Source organism: Novosphingobium kaempferiae (assembly GCF_021227995.1).
In the GTDB taxonomy this organism is placed as follows: domain Bacteria; phylum Pseudomonadota; class Alphaproteobacteria; order Sphingomonadales; family Sphingomonadaceae; genus Novosphingobium; species Novosphingobium kaempferiae.
The window spans coordinates 1,515,635-1,531,707 of the sequence record NZ_CP089301.1; the positions used below are offsets into that span (position 1 = coordinate 1,515,635).

Sequence of the window (16,073 nt, forward strand, 5' to 3'; positions counted from 1 at the left end):
ATAGATCAATGGGTTCCCGCTCCAGTCCGGATCACCGTCCGGCATTGCAAATCATTGCGATGCAGCAATCGCGCAACGCAGGTTCTTCGCGAGCGCCGCAATATCTGCTAGCGATGGAAGCACTGTGACACCCTTTCCCTGGACCGACGTCCTCATCATCATCGGGCTGATTCTGCTGAACGGCCTGTTCTCGATGTCCGAACTGGCCATCGTCTCCGCGCGCACGCCGCGCCTCAAGGTCTCTGCCGACAAGGGCAGCCGGGCCGCGCAGACGGCGATGGACCTTGCCGCCGACCCCGGCCGCTTCCTCTCCACCGTGCAGATCGGCATCACCCTCATCGGCATCATCGCGGGCGCCTATTCGGGCGCGAGCCTGGGTCAGCCGGTGGGCGACCGCCTGACGCTGCTGGGCGTGCCGGTGCGTTTCGCCTCCGAACTCGGCTTCGCGCTCGTGATCATCGCCACGACATACCTGAGCGTCGTGGTCGGTGAGCTGGTGCCCAAGCAGCTGGCGCTGCGCATGGCCGAGCCGGTGGCGCTGGTGATGGCCCAGCCGATGAGCTGGCTGTCGAAGATCATGGGCCCGTTCGTCTGGCTGCTCGACCGTTCGTCGGGCCTGATCCTGCGCCTGTTCTCGATCCGCAGCGGCGACGCCGAGCGCCTCACCGCCGAGGAGCTCCAGATGATCTTCGCCGAGGCCACCCGCACCGGCGTGATCGAGGAGGAGGAGCGCGCGATGATGACCGGCGTCATGCGGCTTGCCGAACGCCCCGTCCGCGAACTCATGACCCCCCGCAACCAGATCGACTGGATCGACGCCGACGCCGACGAGACCCTGCTGCGCGCCAAGATCGCCGCCTCGCCGCACTCGCTGCTGCCCGTGGTCGCGGGCGAAGGCGCGCCGGACAATGTGGTCGGCATCCTCAAGGTCAAGGAAGCGCTCGCCGCGCTGGTGGATGGACGCTCGGTCGACGTGCGCGCGATGATGCGCAAGGCCGAGGTCATCCCCGACCAGCTCGACGCCATGGACGCGCTGCGCAAGCTGCAGACCGCCGAAGTCTCGATGGCGGTGGTCCATGATGAATATGGCCACCTCGAAGGCGTGGTCACGCCGTCAGACGTGCTTTCGGCGCTGGCAGGCACTTTCGTCTCGCACCAGGACGAAGGCGACGAGCCTATGGTGGTCGAGCGCGAAGACGGCTCTCTGCTGATCTCGGGCGCGATGCCCGCGGATTCGCTGGCGGACCGCCTCGCCATCTCGCTGCCCGAGGACCGCGACTTCGCGACCGTCGCAGGCCACGTCCTCCACGTCCTGCGCAAGGTGCCGCGCGAGGGCGAGCACTTCACCGAACAGGGCTGGCGCTTCGAGGTCATCGACATGGACGGCCTCAAGATCGACAAGGTGCTGGTGAGCCGCGCGGCCGAACCCGGCGAGGACGACGGCGTCAGCGGCGACGGCTAAATTCCAAATTCCTCCCCGAGCTTGTCTCGGGGAGGGTGACCGCCGCCGCAGGCGGTGGTGGAGGGGGAGAACCTCGTGCCATTCCCCCTCCGTCAGCGCTTCGCGCTGCCACCTCCCCGAGCAAGCTCGGGGAGGAATTTGCGCCCCTCACCTCGTCATTGCGAGCGCAGCGAAGCAATCCAGCGGCACAGGCTGCCCCACCGAAACCACGTCGCCCCTGCGTAGGCAGGAGCCCATCAGGTCTCGCCCCGCAACACCTTGCTCATCGCGAGGCGGCAAGGGCGGGATAGGCCCCTGCCTTCGCAGGGGCGACGGGTATCGGGGAAGGTTCGGTCCAAGCCCATTCCACCTAAGACCGCCCCCTTTTTCTCGTCATTGCGAGCGTAGCGAAGCAATCCAGCGGCATTGCGCGGCTCTGGGTTGCTTCGCTACGCTCGCAATGACGGACTGTCAGGTTCCCGCTCAGGCTGAGCCTGTCGAAGCCCCCTCCGCAAGCACCGCCCCATAACGAAAAAGGCCGGACTCTCGCCCGGCCTCTTCACATCATTCCGAACCGAAGCGGTCAGGCGCCGCCGACCGCGGTCTGCGCGTCGCGGCCGTCGCCTTCGGGAGCAGCGAGGATCGCGCGCGTCACTTGGCCCTTGGACACGGTGTAGGTCTTGGGATCGCCCACGGTCGAGCGGATCGCCGGGTCGGCGGTCCCCGCGAGGTTCAGCGCCGACTTCTCCACGTCGCTGCGGGCCTGCGGGCCGCCGAACAGCGCGTCGAGCGTCTGCTGCTGGAGCGAATCGTCGGTCGGGCGCGGCTGGCCTTCCTTCGGCGGGCTCAGCGAGAAGTCGGGCGGCACCACCAGCGGAGTCTGGCGCTGCACCGCGAATTCGTCGGGGCGGGTGCGGTTGAACAGGCCCGTGCTGCCGCAAGCGGACAGCATGACGGCGCCCGTAGCGACGAGGACGAGGGCACCGGTTTTCTTCATGCGCATCAAATTCAACTCGCGTTTAATCGGCAATCGGGGCGGTTTCGGCCGCTGCATCGGGCTTTTCGCGCGAAAACAGGGATCGGGCAAGGATAATCAGGACGCCGATGGTGATGGCCGCATCGGCGAGATTGAAGATCAGGAAAGGGCGGAAGCCGCCGAAATGAAGGTCGGCATAGTCGATCACGTAACCGACGCCGAAGCGGTCGCGGATGTTGCCGAGCGCGCCGCCCAGCACCATGCCGAGCGCGGCGATCTCGGGCAGCTTGCGCTCGCGCAGCAGCCAGACGAACACGAAGGCCGCGATCGCGCCGGTCATCGCCACCAGCGCCCAGCGGCCCTCGGGCGATCCGGCGGTGAACAGGCCGAGCGAGACGCCGAAGTTCTGCGTCCAGGTCAGGTTGAAGAACGGCAGCACGTAGACCTGGCCGATCCGGTCGAGCTGCACGTCGTTGACCACCCAGCCCTTGATGCCCTGGTCGATCGCGTAGACCACCAGTGCGACCACGAGGCCGAGAACGCGCTTCACCCAGGGGTTCACGCCTCGGTCTCCAATTCGCCGACGACGTCGTCGCAGCGGTCGCACAGGGCGCCGTCCTCGGTCACTTCGGGGAGGTGACGCCAGCAGCGGCCGCACTTGTGGTCGGAGGAGGGGGTGACGCTCACGCCATCGCCCTGCCCGCGCGTGACTGTCCCGGTGATGAACAGCTCCGCCAGATCCGCCTCCGGCGCGTCTGCCGGCACGGTGACCACGGCGGCGAGGCTGGAGCCGATGATCTTCTCGCGGCGCAGCGGCTCGATCGCCTCGGTCACCTTCTCGCGCAGCACGCGCAGTTCCGCCCACTTCGCCTCGTCGGCCTCGACGGCGGGAACTTCCGGCCATTCGAGCAGGTGGACGCTGCCCGCATCGGGGTAGCGGCTCGCCCAGGTTTCCTCGGCGGTGAAGACGATCACCGGCGCGGCGTAGCGGACGAGCGCGTGGAACAGGATGTCGAGCACGGTGCGGTAGGCACGGCGCTTCGGGTCGGTCACCGCGTCGCAGTAGAGGCAGTCCTTGCGGATGTCGAAGAAGAAGGCCGAGAGGTCTTCGTTGCAGAAATCGAGCAGCGCGCGGACATACGTGTTGAAATCGTAGGCCGCCACGGCCTCGCGCAGCGTCGCGTCCAGCCTGCCCAGCATAGAGAGCACGTAGAGCTCCAGCTGTGGCATCTCGGTGCCGTTCAGTACACGCTCGGTTTCATCGAACCCGTCCAGCGCGCCGAGCAGATAACGCAATGTATTCCGCAGCTTGCGGTACTGGTCGGCGACACCCTTGAGGATTTCGTCACCGATGCGGTGATCCTCGGTATAGTCGACCGAAAGCGCCCAGAGACGGATGATGTCGGCCCCGTTGGTCTCCATCACCTTGAGCGGGCTGATCGTGTTGCCGAGCGACTTCGACATCTTCAAGCCCTTGGAATCCATGGTGAAACCATGGGTCAGGACCGCCTTGTAAGGCGCATGTCCACGCGTCGCGCAGCTCTCCAGCAACGAGGACTGGAACCACCCGCGATGCTGGTCCGAACCTTCCAGATACAGGTCCGCCTTCGGCCCAGTGAAGCCCTCAGGCCGCAGCAGATCGGGCCAACGCCCTGATTCCATTACGAAAGCATGGGTCGAACCCGAATCGAACCAGACGTCGAGAATATCGGCGACCCGCTCGTAATCCTCGGCGTCGTAGTCGGAACCCAGCAGTTCCTGCGCCGCCGCATCCGACCAGCCATCGACGCCCTTCGCCAGGATCGCCGCACGAATCCGGTCATTTACGGCCTCATCGACGAGGTATTCGCCGGTCTTGCGATCCACGAACAGCGTGATCGGCACGCCCCACGCACGCTGGCGCGAGAGCACCCAATCCGGGCGCCCTTCCACCATCGCGCCGATGCGATTGCGGCCCTTGTCGGGCACGAAGCGGGTGTCGGCGATGGCCTGCAGCGCCGCCTGACGCAGCGTCGGCGCGTCGCACAGACCCTCTTCCGCCGGGTTCACCGCGCCGCCCTCGCCTTCCCAGCGGTTCTCGCCGGGGGTCTTGGGCGAGATGTGCGTCATCACCTTGTCCATCGGCACGAACCACTGCGGAGTGCAGCGGAAGATCACCTTGGCCTTGGAGCGCCACGAGTGCGGGTAGGAGTGCTTGTAGTCCGCCGAAGCCGCGAGCAGTCCGCCTGCTTCGCGCAGGTCCGTGCAGACCGGGCCGTCGGGCGCATTGAACTTCGGGTTGATGACCGAGCCCTGCCCCGCCAGCCATAGCCAGTCGGCGCGGTACTTGCCGTCGGCTTCGACCACGAACTTGGGGTTGATGCCGTGGGCCTTGCACAGCTCGAAGTCGTCCTCGCCATGGTCGGGCGCCATGTGGACGAGGCCGGTACCGCTTTCGGTGGTGACGAAATCGCCTGCGAGCAGCGGACGCGGCTCGGCGAAGAAGCCGCCGAGGGCATGCATCGGGTGACGGGCGACGGTGCCCGCGAGGTCGGAGCCTTTGAAGGTATACGCCGCTTTTTCGTGAACAACCCAGAGCCGGGCATCCAACCGAGCACAGAATTGCTCGGCTAGAGCAGCAGCGACTACAAAGCGATAATCGCTGCCTTCATCTAGCAGTGGTGTCCGAGAACCATCGGCAACAACCCCTGCGAGAGGTGGCTTGCTGGCTTCGACCAGCACATACTCAACTTCCGGCCCGTAAGCCAAAGCCTGGTTCACCGGGATCGTCCACGGCGTCGTCGTCCAGATCACCGCATGGGCGCCGACCAGTTCCGGGATAGCCGATTCAACGATCTCGAACGCCACGTCGATCTGGGTCGAGACGATGTCCTCGTACTCGACTTCGGCCTCGGCCAGTGCGGTCTTTTCGACGGGGCTCCACATCACCGGTTTGGCGCCGCGATAGAGCATGCCGTTCTCCGCGAACTTGAGCAGTTCGCCGACGATGGTGGCCTCGGCCTGGAAATCCATCGTCAGGTACGGGTTGTCCCAGTCACCGTTGACGCCGAGGCGCTTCAGCTGCTCGCGCTGCACGTTCACCCAGTTCTGGGCGTAGGCGCGGCATTCGGCGCGGAATTCCTCCGCGGGAACCTCGTCCTTGTTCTTCTTCTTCTTGCGGTATTCTTCCTCGACCTTCCACTCGATGGGCAGGCCGTGGCAGTCCCAGCCGGGCACGTACGGCGCATCCTTGCCCAGCAGGGTCTGGGTGCGGACGACCATGTCCTTGAGGATGTGGTTCAGCGCATGGCCGATGTGCATGTCGCCGTTGGCGTAGGGCGGGCCGTCATGCAGCACGAACTTCTCGCGGCCACGGCGGGCGTCGCGGGTCTTCTCGTAAATCTTCTCGGCCTGCCAGCGCGCAAGAATGCCTGGCTCCTTCTGCGGGAGCCCGGCCTTCATGGGGAAATCGGTCTTCGGCAGGAAGACGGTGCTACGATAGTCGCGCTGTTCGGTCATGATCGCGCGGCACTAGAGCAATTGCGGGATTGTTGGAAGTGCGAGGATGCACCCCACCGCATGGCCCTACAGCGCCGCCAGCAACTCCCGCGCTCGCACGCAATCGCGGTCCATCTGCTCGATCAATGCGTCGAGCGAATCGAACTTCGCCTCTGGCCGCAGGAAGTGGTGGAACGCCACCTCGATCTCCTGCCCGTAGAGATCGCCCGCGAAGTCGAAGAAGTGCGGCTCCAGCAGTTCCTTGGGCGGGTCGAACGTCGGACGGATGCCGATGTTGGCGGCGCCGTTCACCAAACGCCCGTCAGGCATGCGGCCGGTGACGGCGTAGATGCCGTAAAGCGGGCGCAGATAGTTCGCCATGTCGAGGTTGGCGGTGGGGAAGCCGATGGTGCGGCCCAACTTGTCGCCGTGCTGCACCCGTCCCCGGATCGAGAACGGCCGCGTCAGCAGGCGCGCGGCGGTGGCGCAGTCGCCACTTTTCAGCGCCTCGCGGATACGGCTGGACGAGACGATGCCGCCTTCGTCGCGGACAGGGCCGACGGTGCGCCCCTGCAGCCCGTGGGCCGCGCCGACTTCGCGCAGCATCTGCGGGTTGCCGCCCTTGGAGCGGCCGAAGGTGAAATCCTCGCCGGTGACGACGCCGACCGCGCCCATGTGGCGCACCAGCATCTCCTCGACCCATTGCGGTGCGGGCATCGCGGCCATGGCCGAATCGAAGTGCAGCACCAGCATGGCGTCGGCGCCCGCCGCTCCGAACAGTTCCTGCCGCTGTTCCAGCGTGGTCAGGCGGAACGGCTCGGCATCAGGCTTGAAGTGGCGGACCGGGTGCGGATCGAAAGTCGCCACGATGGCCGGGCGGCCTTCCGCCTTCGCCCAGCGGATCGCCTCTCCCACCACTGCCTGGTGGCCCTGGTGGAACCCGTCGAAATTGCCCAGCGCCAGCACGGCGCTGCGCAGCGATTCGGAGACGGGTTGGCGGTTGTCGAGGCGAATCATTGGTCTGCCGGCTATAGGGTGCGCTTGAGCGTCACGAAAGCGTGTGCCGGAAAGGCACCGTCCGCCGGATGATCCTCACGCGCCGTCTCCTGCCATTCGGGGCCGGGCGGCGGCATCACCGTGTCGCCTTCGTAGTCACCTGCGATCTCGGTCAGTTCGATGCGCGTGGCGAGCGGCAGGAACAGCGCGTTGATCTCCGCCCCGCCGATCACGGCAACCTCTCCGTCACCCGCCAGCGCCAGCGCCTGCTCGACCGAATGGACGACTTCCGCACCTCCGGCGCTCCAGCCGGTATCGCGAGTCAGCACGATATGGCGACGGCCCGGGAGCGGCGAGGGGAAGCTCTCGAACGTCTTGCGGCCCATCACCATCGGCTTGCCCATGGTGAGCGCCTTGAACCGCCGGAGGTCGGCCGGAAGCCGCCAGGGCAGCGTACCGTCCCTGCCGATCACGCCGTTCGCGGCTCGGGCGTATATGAGGAAGACGTCCCGCGCCATCAGTCCAGCATGAGCCGCGTGACGTGGCCCATCTTGCGGCCCGGGCGCGCGGCGGCCTTGCCGTAGAGGTGCAGGTGGTTGGCCGGATCGGCGAGGATCGTCGGCCAGTCGTGCGCCTCGTCGCCGATCAGGTTGCGCATCTCGACGCCGTTGGCGGCAAGCTCGGTGCTGCCCAGCGGAAGGCCACAGATGGCGCGGACGTGGTTCTCGAACTGGCTAGTGACGGCGCCCTCGATGGTCCAATGGCCCGAATTGTGGACGCGCGGCGCCATCTCGTTGAAGACCGGGCCGTCCTTGGTCGCGAAGAATTCGAGCGTGAGGACGCCCACGTAATCCAGCGCACCGGCCACCCTGGCAGCAAGATCGCGCGCGACCGGAACCTGCTCCAGCAGTTCGGCAGGCGCAGGCACGGTGCTGATGGCGAGGATGCCGCCTTCGTGGACGTTGTGCGCGCTGTCGAAGAACCGGATGTCGCCGTCCGCGCTGCGACACAGGATCACCGAGAACTCGGCGAAGAAGGTCACGAAGCCCTCGTAGATCAGCGGCGTCGCCGGGAGATCGAGGTTTGCGGCATCCTCGGGCGTCATGATGCGCCACTGGCCCTTGCCGTCGTAACCGTCACGGCGGGTCTTGAGGATGCCGGGCGCGCCGATGGTGGCGATGGCCTGCGCGAGATCCTCGGCACTGTCGACCGGCGCGAAAGGCGCGGGCGTGCCGCCGAGATCGGTGACGAAGCGCTTCTCGTTGAGGCGGTCCTGCGCCGTCTCCAGCGCACGCGCGTGGGCGAGCAGCGGCGTGTCGCCCAAAGAGGCGAGCGGGCCTACGGGGACGTTCTCGAACTCGTAGGTGACGACGGCGCAGTCGGCGGCGAACCTAGCCATGGCCTCGGTGTCGTCCCAGGCGGCGCAGGTGAACTGCGCGCAGACGTCGGCGGCGATGGAATCCGCCTCCGGCGCATAGACGTGGCAGCGGTAGCCGAGCTGCGCCGCCGCCATGGCGATCATCCGCCCGAGCTGGCCGCCGCCGAGAATGCCGATGGTTTCGCCGGGAGGGATCATTACGCCTTTACGCCTGCCTTGCGCCCGTGCCCTTCGACAAGCTCAGGGCGAGCGGACCTTGTACCTGTTCCGAATCCCGCTCGATCGAGCGGGGAAATCACACCGGCTTTGCCGCCACGCTTTCGGTCTGCGCCGCCCGGAATGCCTTGAGCCGTTCAGCCAGCGCCTCGTCCGAAGTGGCGAGGATCGCCGCTGCGAGGAGGCCCGCGTTGGCCGCGCCCGCCTCGCCGATCGCCAGCGTGCCCACCGGGATACCGGCGGGCATTTGCACGATCGAGAGCAGGCTGTCCTGCCCCGACAGCGCCTTGCTCTGCACCGGCACGCCGAGCACGGGAAGATGCGTCATCGAGGCGACCATGCCGGGCAGGTGGGCCGCGCCCCCTGCCCCGGCCACGATCACCTTGAAGCCCTCGCCTTCCGCGCCCTTGGCGAAGTCCACCAGCCGATCGGGCGTACGGTGGGCCGAGACGATCCGCGCGTCATAGGCGATGCCCAGCTTGTCGAGCATTTCTGCGGCCTTGCCCATGGTCGGCCAGTCGGACTGGCTCCCCATGACGATGGCGACCGGCGGCTTGGAAACGTCAGGCACGCCTCAGCGCTCCGACAGGTAGTAGCGGTCGAGCACCTTGAGATCGTTGTCGAGCTCATAAACGATCGGCTGCCCGGTCGGGATTTCGAGGCCGGTGATCTCCTCGTCGGAAATGCCCGAGAGGTGCTTCTCCAGCGCGCGCAGCGAGTTGCCGTGCGCAGCGACGAGGACGGTCGAACCGGCATGGAGGTGCGGTACGATCGAGCCTTCGTAATAAGGCAGTACGCGCGCGATGGTGTCCTTGAGGCTCTCGGTCATCGGCACGTCGATCCCGGCGTAGCGCACGTCGCCCGACAGGTCGAACTCGCTGCCCTTGTCGAGCACCGGCGGCGGAATGTCGAAGCTGCGGCGCCAGATCTTGACCTGCTCGTCGCCGTGCTTGGCAGCGGTCTCCGCCTTGTCGAGCCCGGTGAGGCCGCCGTAGTGACGCTCGTTCAGGCGCCAATCCTTGGTCTCGGGAATCCACAGGATGCCCGCCGCTTCCAGCGCGAAGTGCAGCGTCTTGATCGCGCGCGTCTGGACCGAGGTGAAGGCGACGTCGGGCAACACGCCCTTGTCCTTGAGCAGCGCACCGGCGGCGCGAGCCTCGGCCTCGCCCTTCTCGGTGACGTCCACGTCCCACCAGCCGGTGAAGCGATTTTCCAGGTTCCACTGGCTCTGGCCGTGGCGAAGCAGGATCAGGCGAGGCAAGGCTTAGCTCCCTATACTGTCTTGAGGACCGATGCGGTCTGCGCGCAGCCCCTAGCTTTCTGGGGGCGATTTGGCCAGTGGCGGTTTGCTCGTGAGTGATTCGCTATCGGTATCGGCGTCGGGCCCGGTCGCGACGGCACGCGCCTGCGCCTTTCGGCGGCGCAGGTTCTCGCGTAGCTTGGCGGCCAGCCTCTCCTCGCGCGTCAGCTTTTCCGTGCCGTCGCGCGGCGTTTTCCCGTCACTCATGACTCCGAGCCTTGCCGCCGTGAAAAAGAAAGCGCAAGCGGCGCTTGACAATCGAACGCCGCGAGGACAATAGCGCGCCCCTGCCCCGGGCATCCGGCGGCTCTGGAACGGCGCTGCTGTAGCTCAGTGGTAGAGCGCACCCTTGGTAAGGGTGAGGTCGGGAGTTCAATCCTCCCTAGCAGCACCATTCCCCTCCCCTTTTACATCGTTGGAATTGCCTGGCTCGCTGCAAAGCGTGCTTTTTTGCGCGTGCGCACGCCGTGTAATCTATTGTCGCAGCGCAGCAATTGTCACTGAACTGTCACCAGTTCATCACGCGAGCGTCATTTAGCGCGCCTACGGGCCGCCCCTGAGGACACACAAACTGTCGCTTCAGGGATTTTTCCAGCTATGAATCGTTCGCTTCAGCTCGTCGCCGGGCTGCTCGCCTCGGCATCGTTCGCCACCATCGCCCATGCGGGCGAAGTCGCGGGTCACGTCAACGACGCCACTGGCACCCGCGCACTCCAGTCCGCGACCGTTCGTATCGTCGAACTCAACCGCCAGGCCGAGACCGACCGCGCAGGCAGCTACGTGTTCGGAAACGTCCCCGCCGGCACCTACACGCTGGAAGCGCGCTACGTCGGCGCTGAAGTGACCACCCAGACCGTCACCGTTCCCGCCAGCGGCACCATCGCCGGCAACTTCGACCTTCCCGCGATCGGCGGCGGCGACATCCTCGTCACCGGCCAGACCGCTAACCTGACCAGCGCCCTGTCGCGCCAGAAGGCCGCCGACGGCGTCGAGTCGGTCCTGACCCGTGACGCCGTCGGCCAGTTCCCGGACCAGAACGTAGCGGAATCGCTGCGCCGCCTGCCGGGCCTCAACATCCTCAACGACCAGGGCGAAGGCCGCTACGTCTCGGTCCGCGGCCTCGACCCGGACCTCAACGGCACTTCGGTCAACGGCGTGCGCCTGCCCGCACCGGAATCGGAAAGCCGCTCGGTCGCGCTCGACGTGATCTCGTCCGACACCATCGAATCGATCGAGGTGAAGAAGAGCTTCACCCCCGACATGGACGGCGACTTCATCGGCGCCTCGGTCGAGATCCACACCACCAGCGCGTTCGATTCGAAGAAGAACCGCTACTCCGTCAGCGCCGAGGGCAGCTGGAACGACTACTCGGGCAAGGTGACCCCGAAGGGCGCGTTCGACTTCACCCAGAAGATCGGCGACGACTTCGGCGTGGCAGGATCGGTCAGCTACTACAAGCGCAAGTTCGAGACCGACAACGTCGAGATGGCCGACTGGACCGAGGACGACAACGGCGCGGTCTACGGCGAAACCCTCGAATACCGCGACTACGACGTGGAGCGCACCCGCATCAACGCGGCGCTCTCGTTCGACTGGCGCGTATCGGACACGACCAAGGCCTATGTGCGCGGCAACTGGTCGCAGTTCGACGACCATGAGTATCGCCGCCGCACCACGTTCGACTTCAGCGATTTCGGCGAGGCCAGCGATTCCGACGGCTCGCGCGTCACCTTCGACACCGGTGCCCTCGACGATGGCGACAAGCTGACCGTCGAGCGCGACCACAAGGACCGCTTCGAGCGTCAGCGCATCCGCTCGGTCTCGATCGGCAGCGACACCGACACCGGCACCTGGAAGTTCAACTGGCAGGCAAGCTACGCCAAGTCGACGGAGAAGGAGACCTTCTCGCTCGACCCGATGCGCTTCACCGGCGAGTTCGAGAACGATTCGGGCGTTGTGGTCGATGTCGACAACAGCGGTCGCTACTTCCCGACTTACGCCGCGACCAGCGGCGGCAGCGTCCTGAACGACCCGACCAACTACGGCTTCGACCGTCTGGAATTGACCACCCTGTCGGACAGCCAGGATCGCGAATGGGCCGCCAAGGCCGACCTCGCCCGCACCTTCGCCGGGGACAACGGCGACTTCACCGTGCAGGGCGGCGTCAAGGCGCGCTGGCGCAAGAAGTCGTACAACTTCAACATGAGCCGCTTCGACGACTACGACGGCGACTTCACGCTGAATGACGTGCTGGGCAAGCAGACCTACCGCCTGCTCGACATGGGCCCGGTCGCCAACAAGGGCGGTTCGGCCGACTTCTACCTCGCCGATCCCACGGGCTTCAAATACAACACCGACGACAGCCTGATCGACAGTTCGAGCAGCGATTACGCGGTGACCGAAGACATCACCGCCGCCTACCTGCTCGGCCGCTGGGACAGCGCCACCTTGCGCGTCATCGGCGGCGTGCGCATGGAGCACACACGCAACAAGCTGACCGGCAATCTCGTCGCGATCACTGAAATGGAGGACCCGGCTGACGAGGACGAGACGATCACCGCGATCGACGTCTCGCCGCTCTCCTTCAAGCGCCACTACACCAACTGGTTGCCCAGCCTTACGGTGCGCTACAGCCCGCAACAGAACCTCGTCGCGCGCTTCGCCGGTTACAAGACGATCGTACGTCCCAAGCTGTCGCAGCTCCCGCCGCTTTACTCGATCAACGAAGACGGCGAGGCCCAATTCGGCAACCCGGAACTGAAGCCCTATCAGGCGTGGAACTTCGACGCCGGGTTCGAATATTACTTCGCCAACAACGGCGCGTTCACCGTCGGCGGCTTCTACAAGTCGATCAAGGACTACACCTACACCAGCTTCTCGACCGACGAAGGCGAGATCAACGGCGTTCCCTACACCGAACTGCGCCAGCCGGTAAACGGTGACAAGGCCGAGATCGCCGGCGTCGAGGTAAGCTACAGCCAGGTCTTCTCGATGCTGCCCTCGCCCTTCGATGGCCTGCTGACCCAGTTGAACTACACGTACACCTACGCCCGCGGCACGACGCTGGACGATGACGGCGTGGCCCGCCGCATCAACCTGCCCAACGCGTCGAAGAACACCTTCAACGTCGTGCTCGGCTACGAGAAGGGCCCGGTAAGCCTGCGCGCCGCCGGTACCTTCCGCGACAAGTACCTCGACGAAGTGGGCGACGCGCCGGACACCGACCGCATCGTCAACCAGCACTTCCAGCTGGACCTCTCGGCCAAGTACAAGTTGACCGAGAACATCCGCCTCTTCGCGGACTGGGTGAACGTCAACAATGCCAAGTACTACGCCTACCAGAACTTCGCGGGCGCCCAGCGCCTGCTGCAGTACGAGGAATACGGTTCGACCGTGAAGTTCGGCGCGCGGGTATCCTTCTGATGAAGGTTTCCGCTATTCTCAAAGCCGCTCGCGGGCTGCGCCACGACCGGCGCGACCACCGCCGAACCGCCGCGACCGCACTATCCGGCGATCGACGTTCCGGCTGAGGGTGAAACCACGCCCGTCGGCACCGGCAATGCCGATGCAGCGGACGATCCGGCGATCTGGCGCAATCCCGCCAATCCCGCTGCCAGCCTGATCCTCGGCACCGACAAGAAGGCGGGGCTCTACGTCTACGGCCTTGACGGCAAGGTGCGCGATTTCTCTCCGGCAGGCGCACTGAACAACACCGACCTGCGCCAGATCGCCATGAGAGACGGCACCAGCCGCATCCTCGTGGGCGCCAGCGACCGTACCGACCGGGCCGAGCCGCGCATCGCGCTGTTCACGCTCGACGGCGCGACCGGCAAGCTGACCGTTCTGGGCGCGGAGACCTTCCTCCCCGCCGGACATGCCCCCGCCGAGGCCTATGGCTTCTGCATGGGCGCGCCGCTCGCCGCCGGTGAACTGGCGCGCGCCTACGTCGTCCTCAAGGACGGCACCGTCGCCGAAAGCCGCCTTGTCGAGAAGGCGGGCAAGATCGCCGCCGAGCACCTGCGCAATGTCAAGTTCGCCACCCAGTCCGAGGGCTGCGTTGTCGATGACGTGACGAAGACGCTCTACGTCGCCGAGGAGGACGTGGCGATCTGGAAGGTGCCGCTGTCTCCCGCGACGCTGACCGCCAGTTCCTACGCCCGCGTGGGCGAGGCGGACGGCCTCGTCGACGACATCGAGGGCCTCGCCATCGCCCGCAATGCGGAGGGCCGCGCATGGCTCGTCGCATCGAGCCAGGGCGACAACGCCTATGTGCTGTTTGACCTCGCGACCGACAAACCTGTAGGCCGCTTCCGCGTGAACGGCGGCGCCATCGGCGGCACCAGCGACACCGACGGCATCGAGGTGATCCTCGGCGATTTCGGGCCGCAGTACCCCGAGGGCCTGTTCATCGCGCAGGACGGCGACAACGCCCCCAAGGCGCAGAACTTCAAGCTGCTGTCCTGGCGCGCGATCCGCACCGCGCTCGGCATCAGGTAAGGTAGATGCGCCCTGCCGCATCCGCGTGTGACTCAATCTCGCGGATGCGGTAGGAGGGCGACCATGGTGGCGGGAACCGAATCGATGACGCGGATCAGGGCTTTTGGCGTGCTCATCGCCGCCGCCTGCGCATCCGTCCCCGGAGTCGCTTCGGCCGACGTCATGCAGATCGGCTCGGGCGGCGCCGAATGGGTTGCCGGAGGCCCGGCCGCATTGCCCGGCTCACCGGACCTCGCCCAGATCGATGCCGAATCGGGCGTCGGTTTCATCGGCAGCACCATCGCGACCGCACCGGTGCAGGTCGAATCGACGCCGCTCGACGTCGACACCAATCTCCATCCCCAGTCGATCACCGAAGCGCTCGACGCTGCGGGCCCGACCCGCTGGCGCGAACGCGTCGCGCAGCTTGCGGCAAAGTACGATATCAGCCCGACCCTGCTCGAAGCCGTGGTCTGGCAGGAGAGCCGCTGGAACGAACTGGCGCTCTCGCCCGTCGGCGCGCGCGGGCTTGCCCAGCTCATGCCAGGAACGGCAGCGCAGATGGGCGTGAACTCGGCCGATCCGATGGCGAACCTCGAAGGCGGCGCGCGTTACCTGCGCATGCAACTCGACGCTTTTGGCGGCAATATCGAGAAGGCGCTGGCCGCCTACAACGCCGGACCGGGGCGCGTGCTCAAGGCTGGCGGTATCCCGAACATTCGTGAGACTCAGGCCTATGTCGCCGCGATCATGGCGCGACTGACGGACCCTGTGCGGCAATGAAGCAAATTCCTCCCCGAGCTTGTCTCGGGGAGGTGGCAGCCCGTCAGGGCTGACGGAGGGGGATTTTCTGGCCCCTTCCCCCTCCACCACCGCTCGCGGCGGTCCCCCTCCCCGAGCAAGCTCGGGGAGGAATTATAAATCAGCCCAGCAGCTTCTGCGCGATGGCCCGAACCTCGTCCCGCATGTCGGGGCGGTCGAGCGCAATGGCGAGGGTCGCTTCGACGAAGCCTACCTTCGAGCCGCAGTCGAAGCGGCGGCCGTTGAAGGTCACCGCATGGAACGGCTGCTGGCCGATCAGCTTGGCCATCGAGTCGGTAAGCTGGATCTCGCCGCCCGCACCCTTGCCCTGCGTTTCGAGCAGGCCCATGACTTCAGGCTGAAGGATGTAGCGGCCCGAGACGATCTTGTTCGAAGGCGCGTCCTCGACCTTCGGCTTCTCGACCAAGCCCTTGACCTCGGTCAGCGCCCCGCGGCTCTCGCCCGGAGCGATCACGCCGTAGCTCGACACTTCCTCATGCGGTACTTCGAGCACCGAGACGAGGTTGCCGCCCACTTCGTTGTAGGCCTCGATCATCTGCTTCATGCAACCCGGCGAGCCGTACATCAGCTCGTCCGGCAGGAAGATCGCGAAAGGTTCGTTACCGACGACCGCGCGCGCGCACCAGACCGCATGGCCGAGACCCATCGGCACCTGCTGGCGCACAGTAACTAGGTTGCCCGGCTGGATGCGCGTCGGCTCCAGCGGATCGAGCGACTTGCCGCGACCGGTCATGGTCGCTTCCAGTTCGTAAGCGGTATCGAAATGCTCGACTATCGCGGTCTTGCCGCGGCCGGTCACGAAGACAAACTCCTCGATTCCCGCTTCGCGCGCCTCGTCGACGGCGTACTGGATCAGCGGACGGTCGACGACCGGCAGAAGTTCCTTGGGGATCGCCTTCGTCGCGGGAAGAAAGCGGGTGCCGAGACCGGCGACGGGAAAGACGGCCTTGCGAACCGGCTTGCGGAAATTCATGTCACTCATGGGTCTGGT

The 16,073-nt window shown here is 66.0% G+C and carries 13 protein-coding genes, 1 tRNA gene and 1 pseudogene; 5 read left to right on the top strand and 10 right to left on the bottom strand.

The window, feature by feature from the left end; genetic code table 11:
• Positions 1 to 124: 124 nt before the first annotated feature.
• Positions 125 to 1,462, top strand: a complete 1,338-nt coding sequence (locus LO787_RS06990) for a hemolysin family protein (RefSeq protein WP_232495131.1) — start codon at positions 125 to 127, stop codon at positions 1,460 to 1,462.
• Positions 1,463 to 2,024: 562 nt separating this feature from the next.
• Here the strand turns inward: LO787_RS06990 and LO787_RS06995 are convergent.
• From LO787_RS06995 to LO787_RS07035, 9 genes are all read right to left on the bottom strand, one after another.
• Positions 2,025 to 2,444: a DUF3035 domain-containing protein gene (locus LO787_RS06995; protein WP_232495132.1), complete on the bottom strand. Its 420-nt coding sequence runs from the start codon at positions 2,442 to 2,444 to the stop codon at positions 2,025 to 2,027.
• A gap of 16 nt (positions 2,445 to 2,460) precedes the next feature.
• Positions 2,461 to 2,979, bottom strand: coding sequence for a signal peptidase II (gene lspA, locus LO787_RS07000; RefSeq protein WP_232495133.1), 519 nt, complete (start codon positions 2,977 to 2,979; stop codon positions 2,461 to 2,463).
• Positions 2,976 to 5,915, bottom strand: a complete 2,940-nt coding sequence (gene ileS, locus LO787_RS07005) for an isoleucine--tRNA ligase (protein WP_232495134.1) — start codon at positions 5,913 to 5,915, stop codon at positions 2,976 to 2,978. Before ileS ends, lspA begins: the two co-directional genes overlap by 4 nt.
• A 66-nt stretch (positions 5,916 to 5,981) precedes the next feature.
• Positions 5,982 to 6,911 (bottom strand): bifunctional riboflavin kinase/FAD synthetase, encoded by a 930-nt coding sequence (locus LO787_RS07010; protein ID WP_232495135.1) that lies wholly within the window; start codon positions 6,909 to 6,911, stop codon positions 5,982 to 5,984.
• 11 nt (positions 6,912 to 6,922) lie between these two features.
• Positions 6,923 to 7,408 carry a dihydrofolate reductase gene (locus tag LO787_RS07015; protein WP_232495136.1) on the bottom strand — a complete coding sequence of 162 codons (486 nt, stop codon included), beginning with the start codon at positions 7,406 to 7,408 and terminating at the stop codon, positions 6,923 to 6,925.
• Positions 7,408 to 8,466, bottom strand: coding sequence for a 5-(carboxyamino)imidazole ribonucleotide synthase (locus tag LO787_RS07020; RefSeq protein WP_232495137.1), 1,059 nt, complete (start codon positions 8,464 to 8,466; stop codon positions 7,408 to 7,410). Before LO787_RS07020 ends, LO787_RS07015 begins: the two co-directional genes overlap by 1 nt.
• 97 nt (positions 8,467 to 8,563) lie before the next feature.
• Complete coding sequence (gene purE / locus LO787_RS07025) at positions 8,564 to 9,019, bottom strand: 5-(carboxyamino)imidazole ribonucleotide mutase (protein ID WP_232496272.1); 456 nt, start codon at positions 9,017 to 9,019, stop codon at positions 8,564 to 8,566.
• A gap of 39 nt (positions 9,020 to 9,058) precedes the next feature.
• Positions 9,059 to 9,745, bottom strand: coding sequence for a 2,3-diphosphoglycerate-dependent phosphoglycerate mutase (gene gpmA / locus LO787_RS07030; RefSeq protein WP_232495138.1), 687 nt, complete (start codon positions 9,743 to 9,745; stop codon positions 9,059 to 9,061).
• A gap of 51 nt (positions 9,746 to 9,796) precedes the next feature.
• A complete protein-coding gene (locus LO787_RS07035; RefSeq protein ID WP_232495139.1) occupies positions 9,797 to 9,991 on the bottom strand; it encodes a hypothetical protein in 195 nt (64 codons plus the stop codon).
• Positions 9,992 to 10,103: 112 nt separating this feature from the next.
• On the opposite strand from LO787_RS07035, the gene LO787_RS07040 reads away from it, so the two are divergent.
• The 4 genes and pseudogenes from LO787_RS07040 (at position 10,104) to LO787_RS07055 (ending at position 15,043) form a co-directional block, all read left to right on the top strand.
• Positions 10,104 to 10,178 (top strand) — tRNA-Thr (locus tag LO787_RS07040).
• 203 nt (positions 10,179 to 10,381) lie between these two features.
• Entirely contained in the window at positions 10,382 to 13,207 is a 2,826-nt protein-coding gene (locus LO787_RS07045) for a TonB-dependent receptor (protein WP_232495140.1), read from the top strand.
• A 27-nt stretch (positions 13,208 to 13,234) separates the two neighbouring features.
• Positions 13,235 to 14,281: pseudogene (locus tag LO787_RS07050) on the top strand (phytase); the annotation flags it as partial.
• A gap of 84 nt (positions 14,282 to 14,365) precedes the next feature.
• The gene (locus LO787_RS07055) at positions 14,366 to 15,043 is read left to right on the top strand and encodes a lytic transglycosylase domain-containing protein (protein ID WP_232496274.1); all 678 of its coding nucleotides are present in this window, start codon (positions 14,366 to 14,368) and stop codon (positions 15,041 to 15,043) included.
• Positions 15,044 to 15,182: 139 nt separating this feature from the next.
• Here LO787_RS07055 and LO787_RS07060 read toward each other — a convergent pair whose 3' ends face one another.
• Positions 15,183 to 16,064 carry a UTP--glucose-1-phosphate uridylyltransferase gene (locus LO787_RS07060; RefSeq protein WP_232495141.1) on the bottom strand — a complete coding sequence of 294 codons (882 nt, stop codon included), beginning with the start codon at positions 16,062 to 16,064 and terminating at the stop codon, positions 15,183 to 15,185.
• Between the last annotated feature and the right edge of the window lie 9 nt (positions 16,065 to 16,073).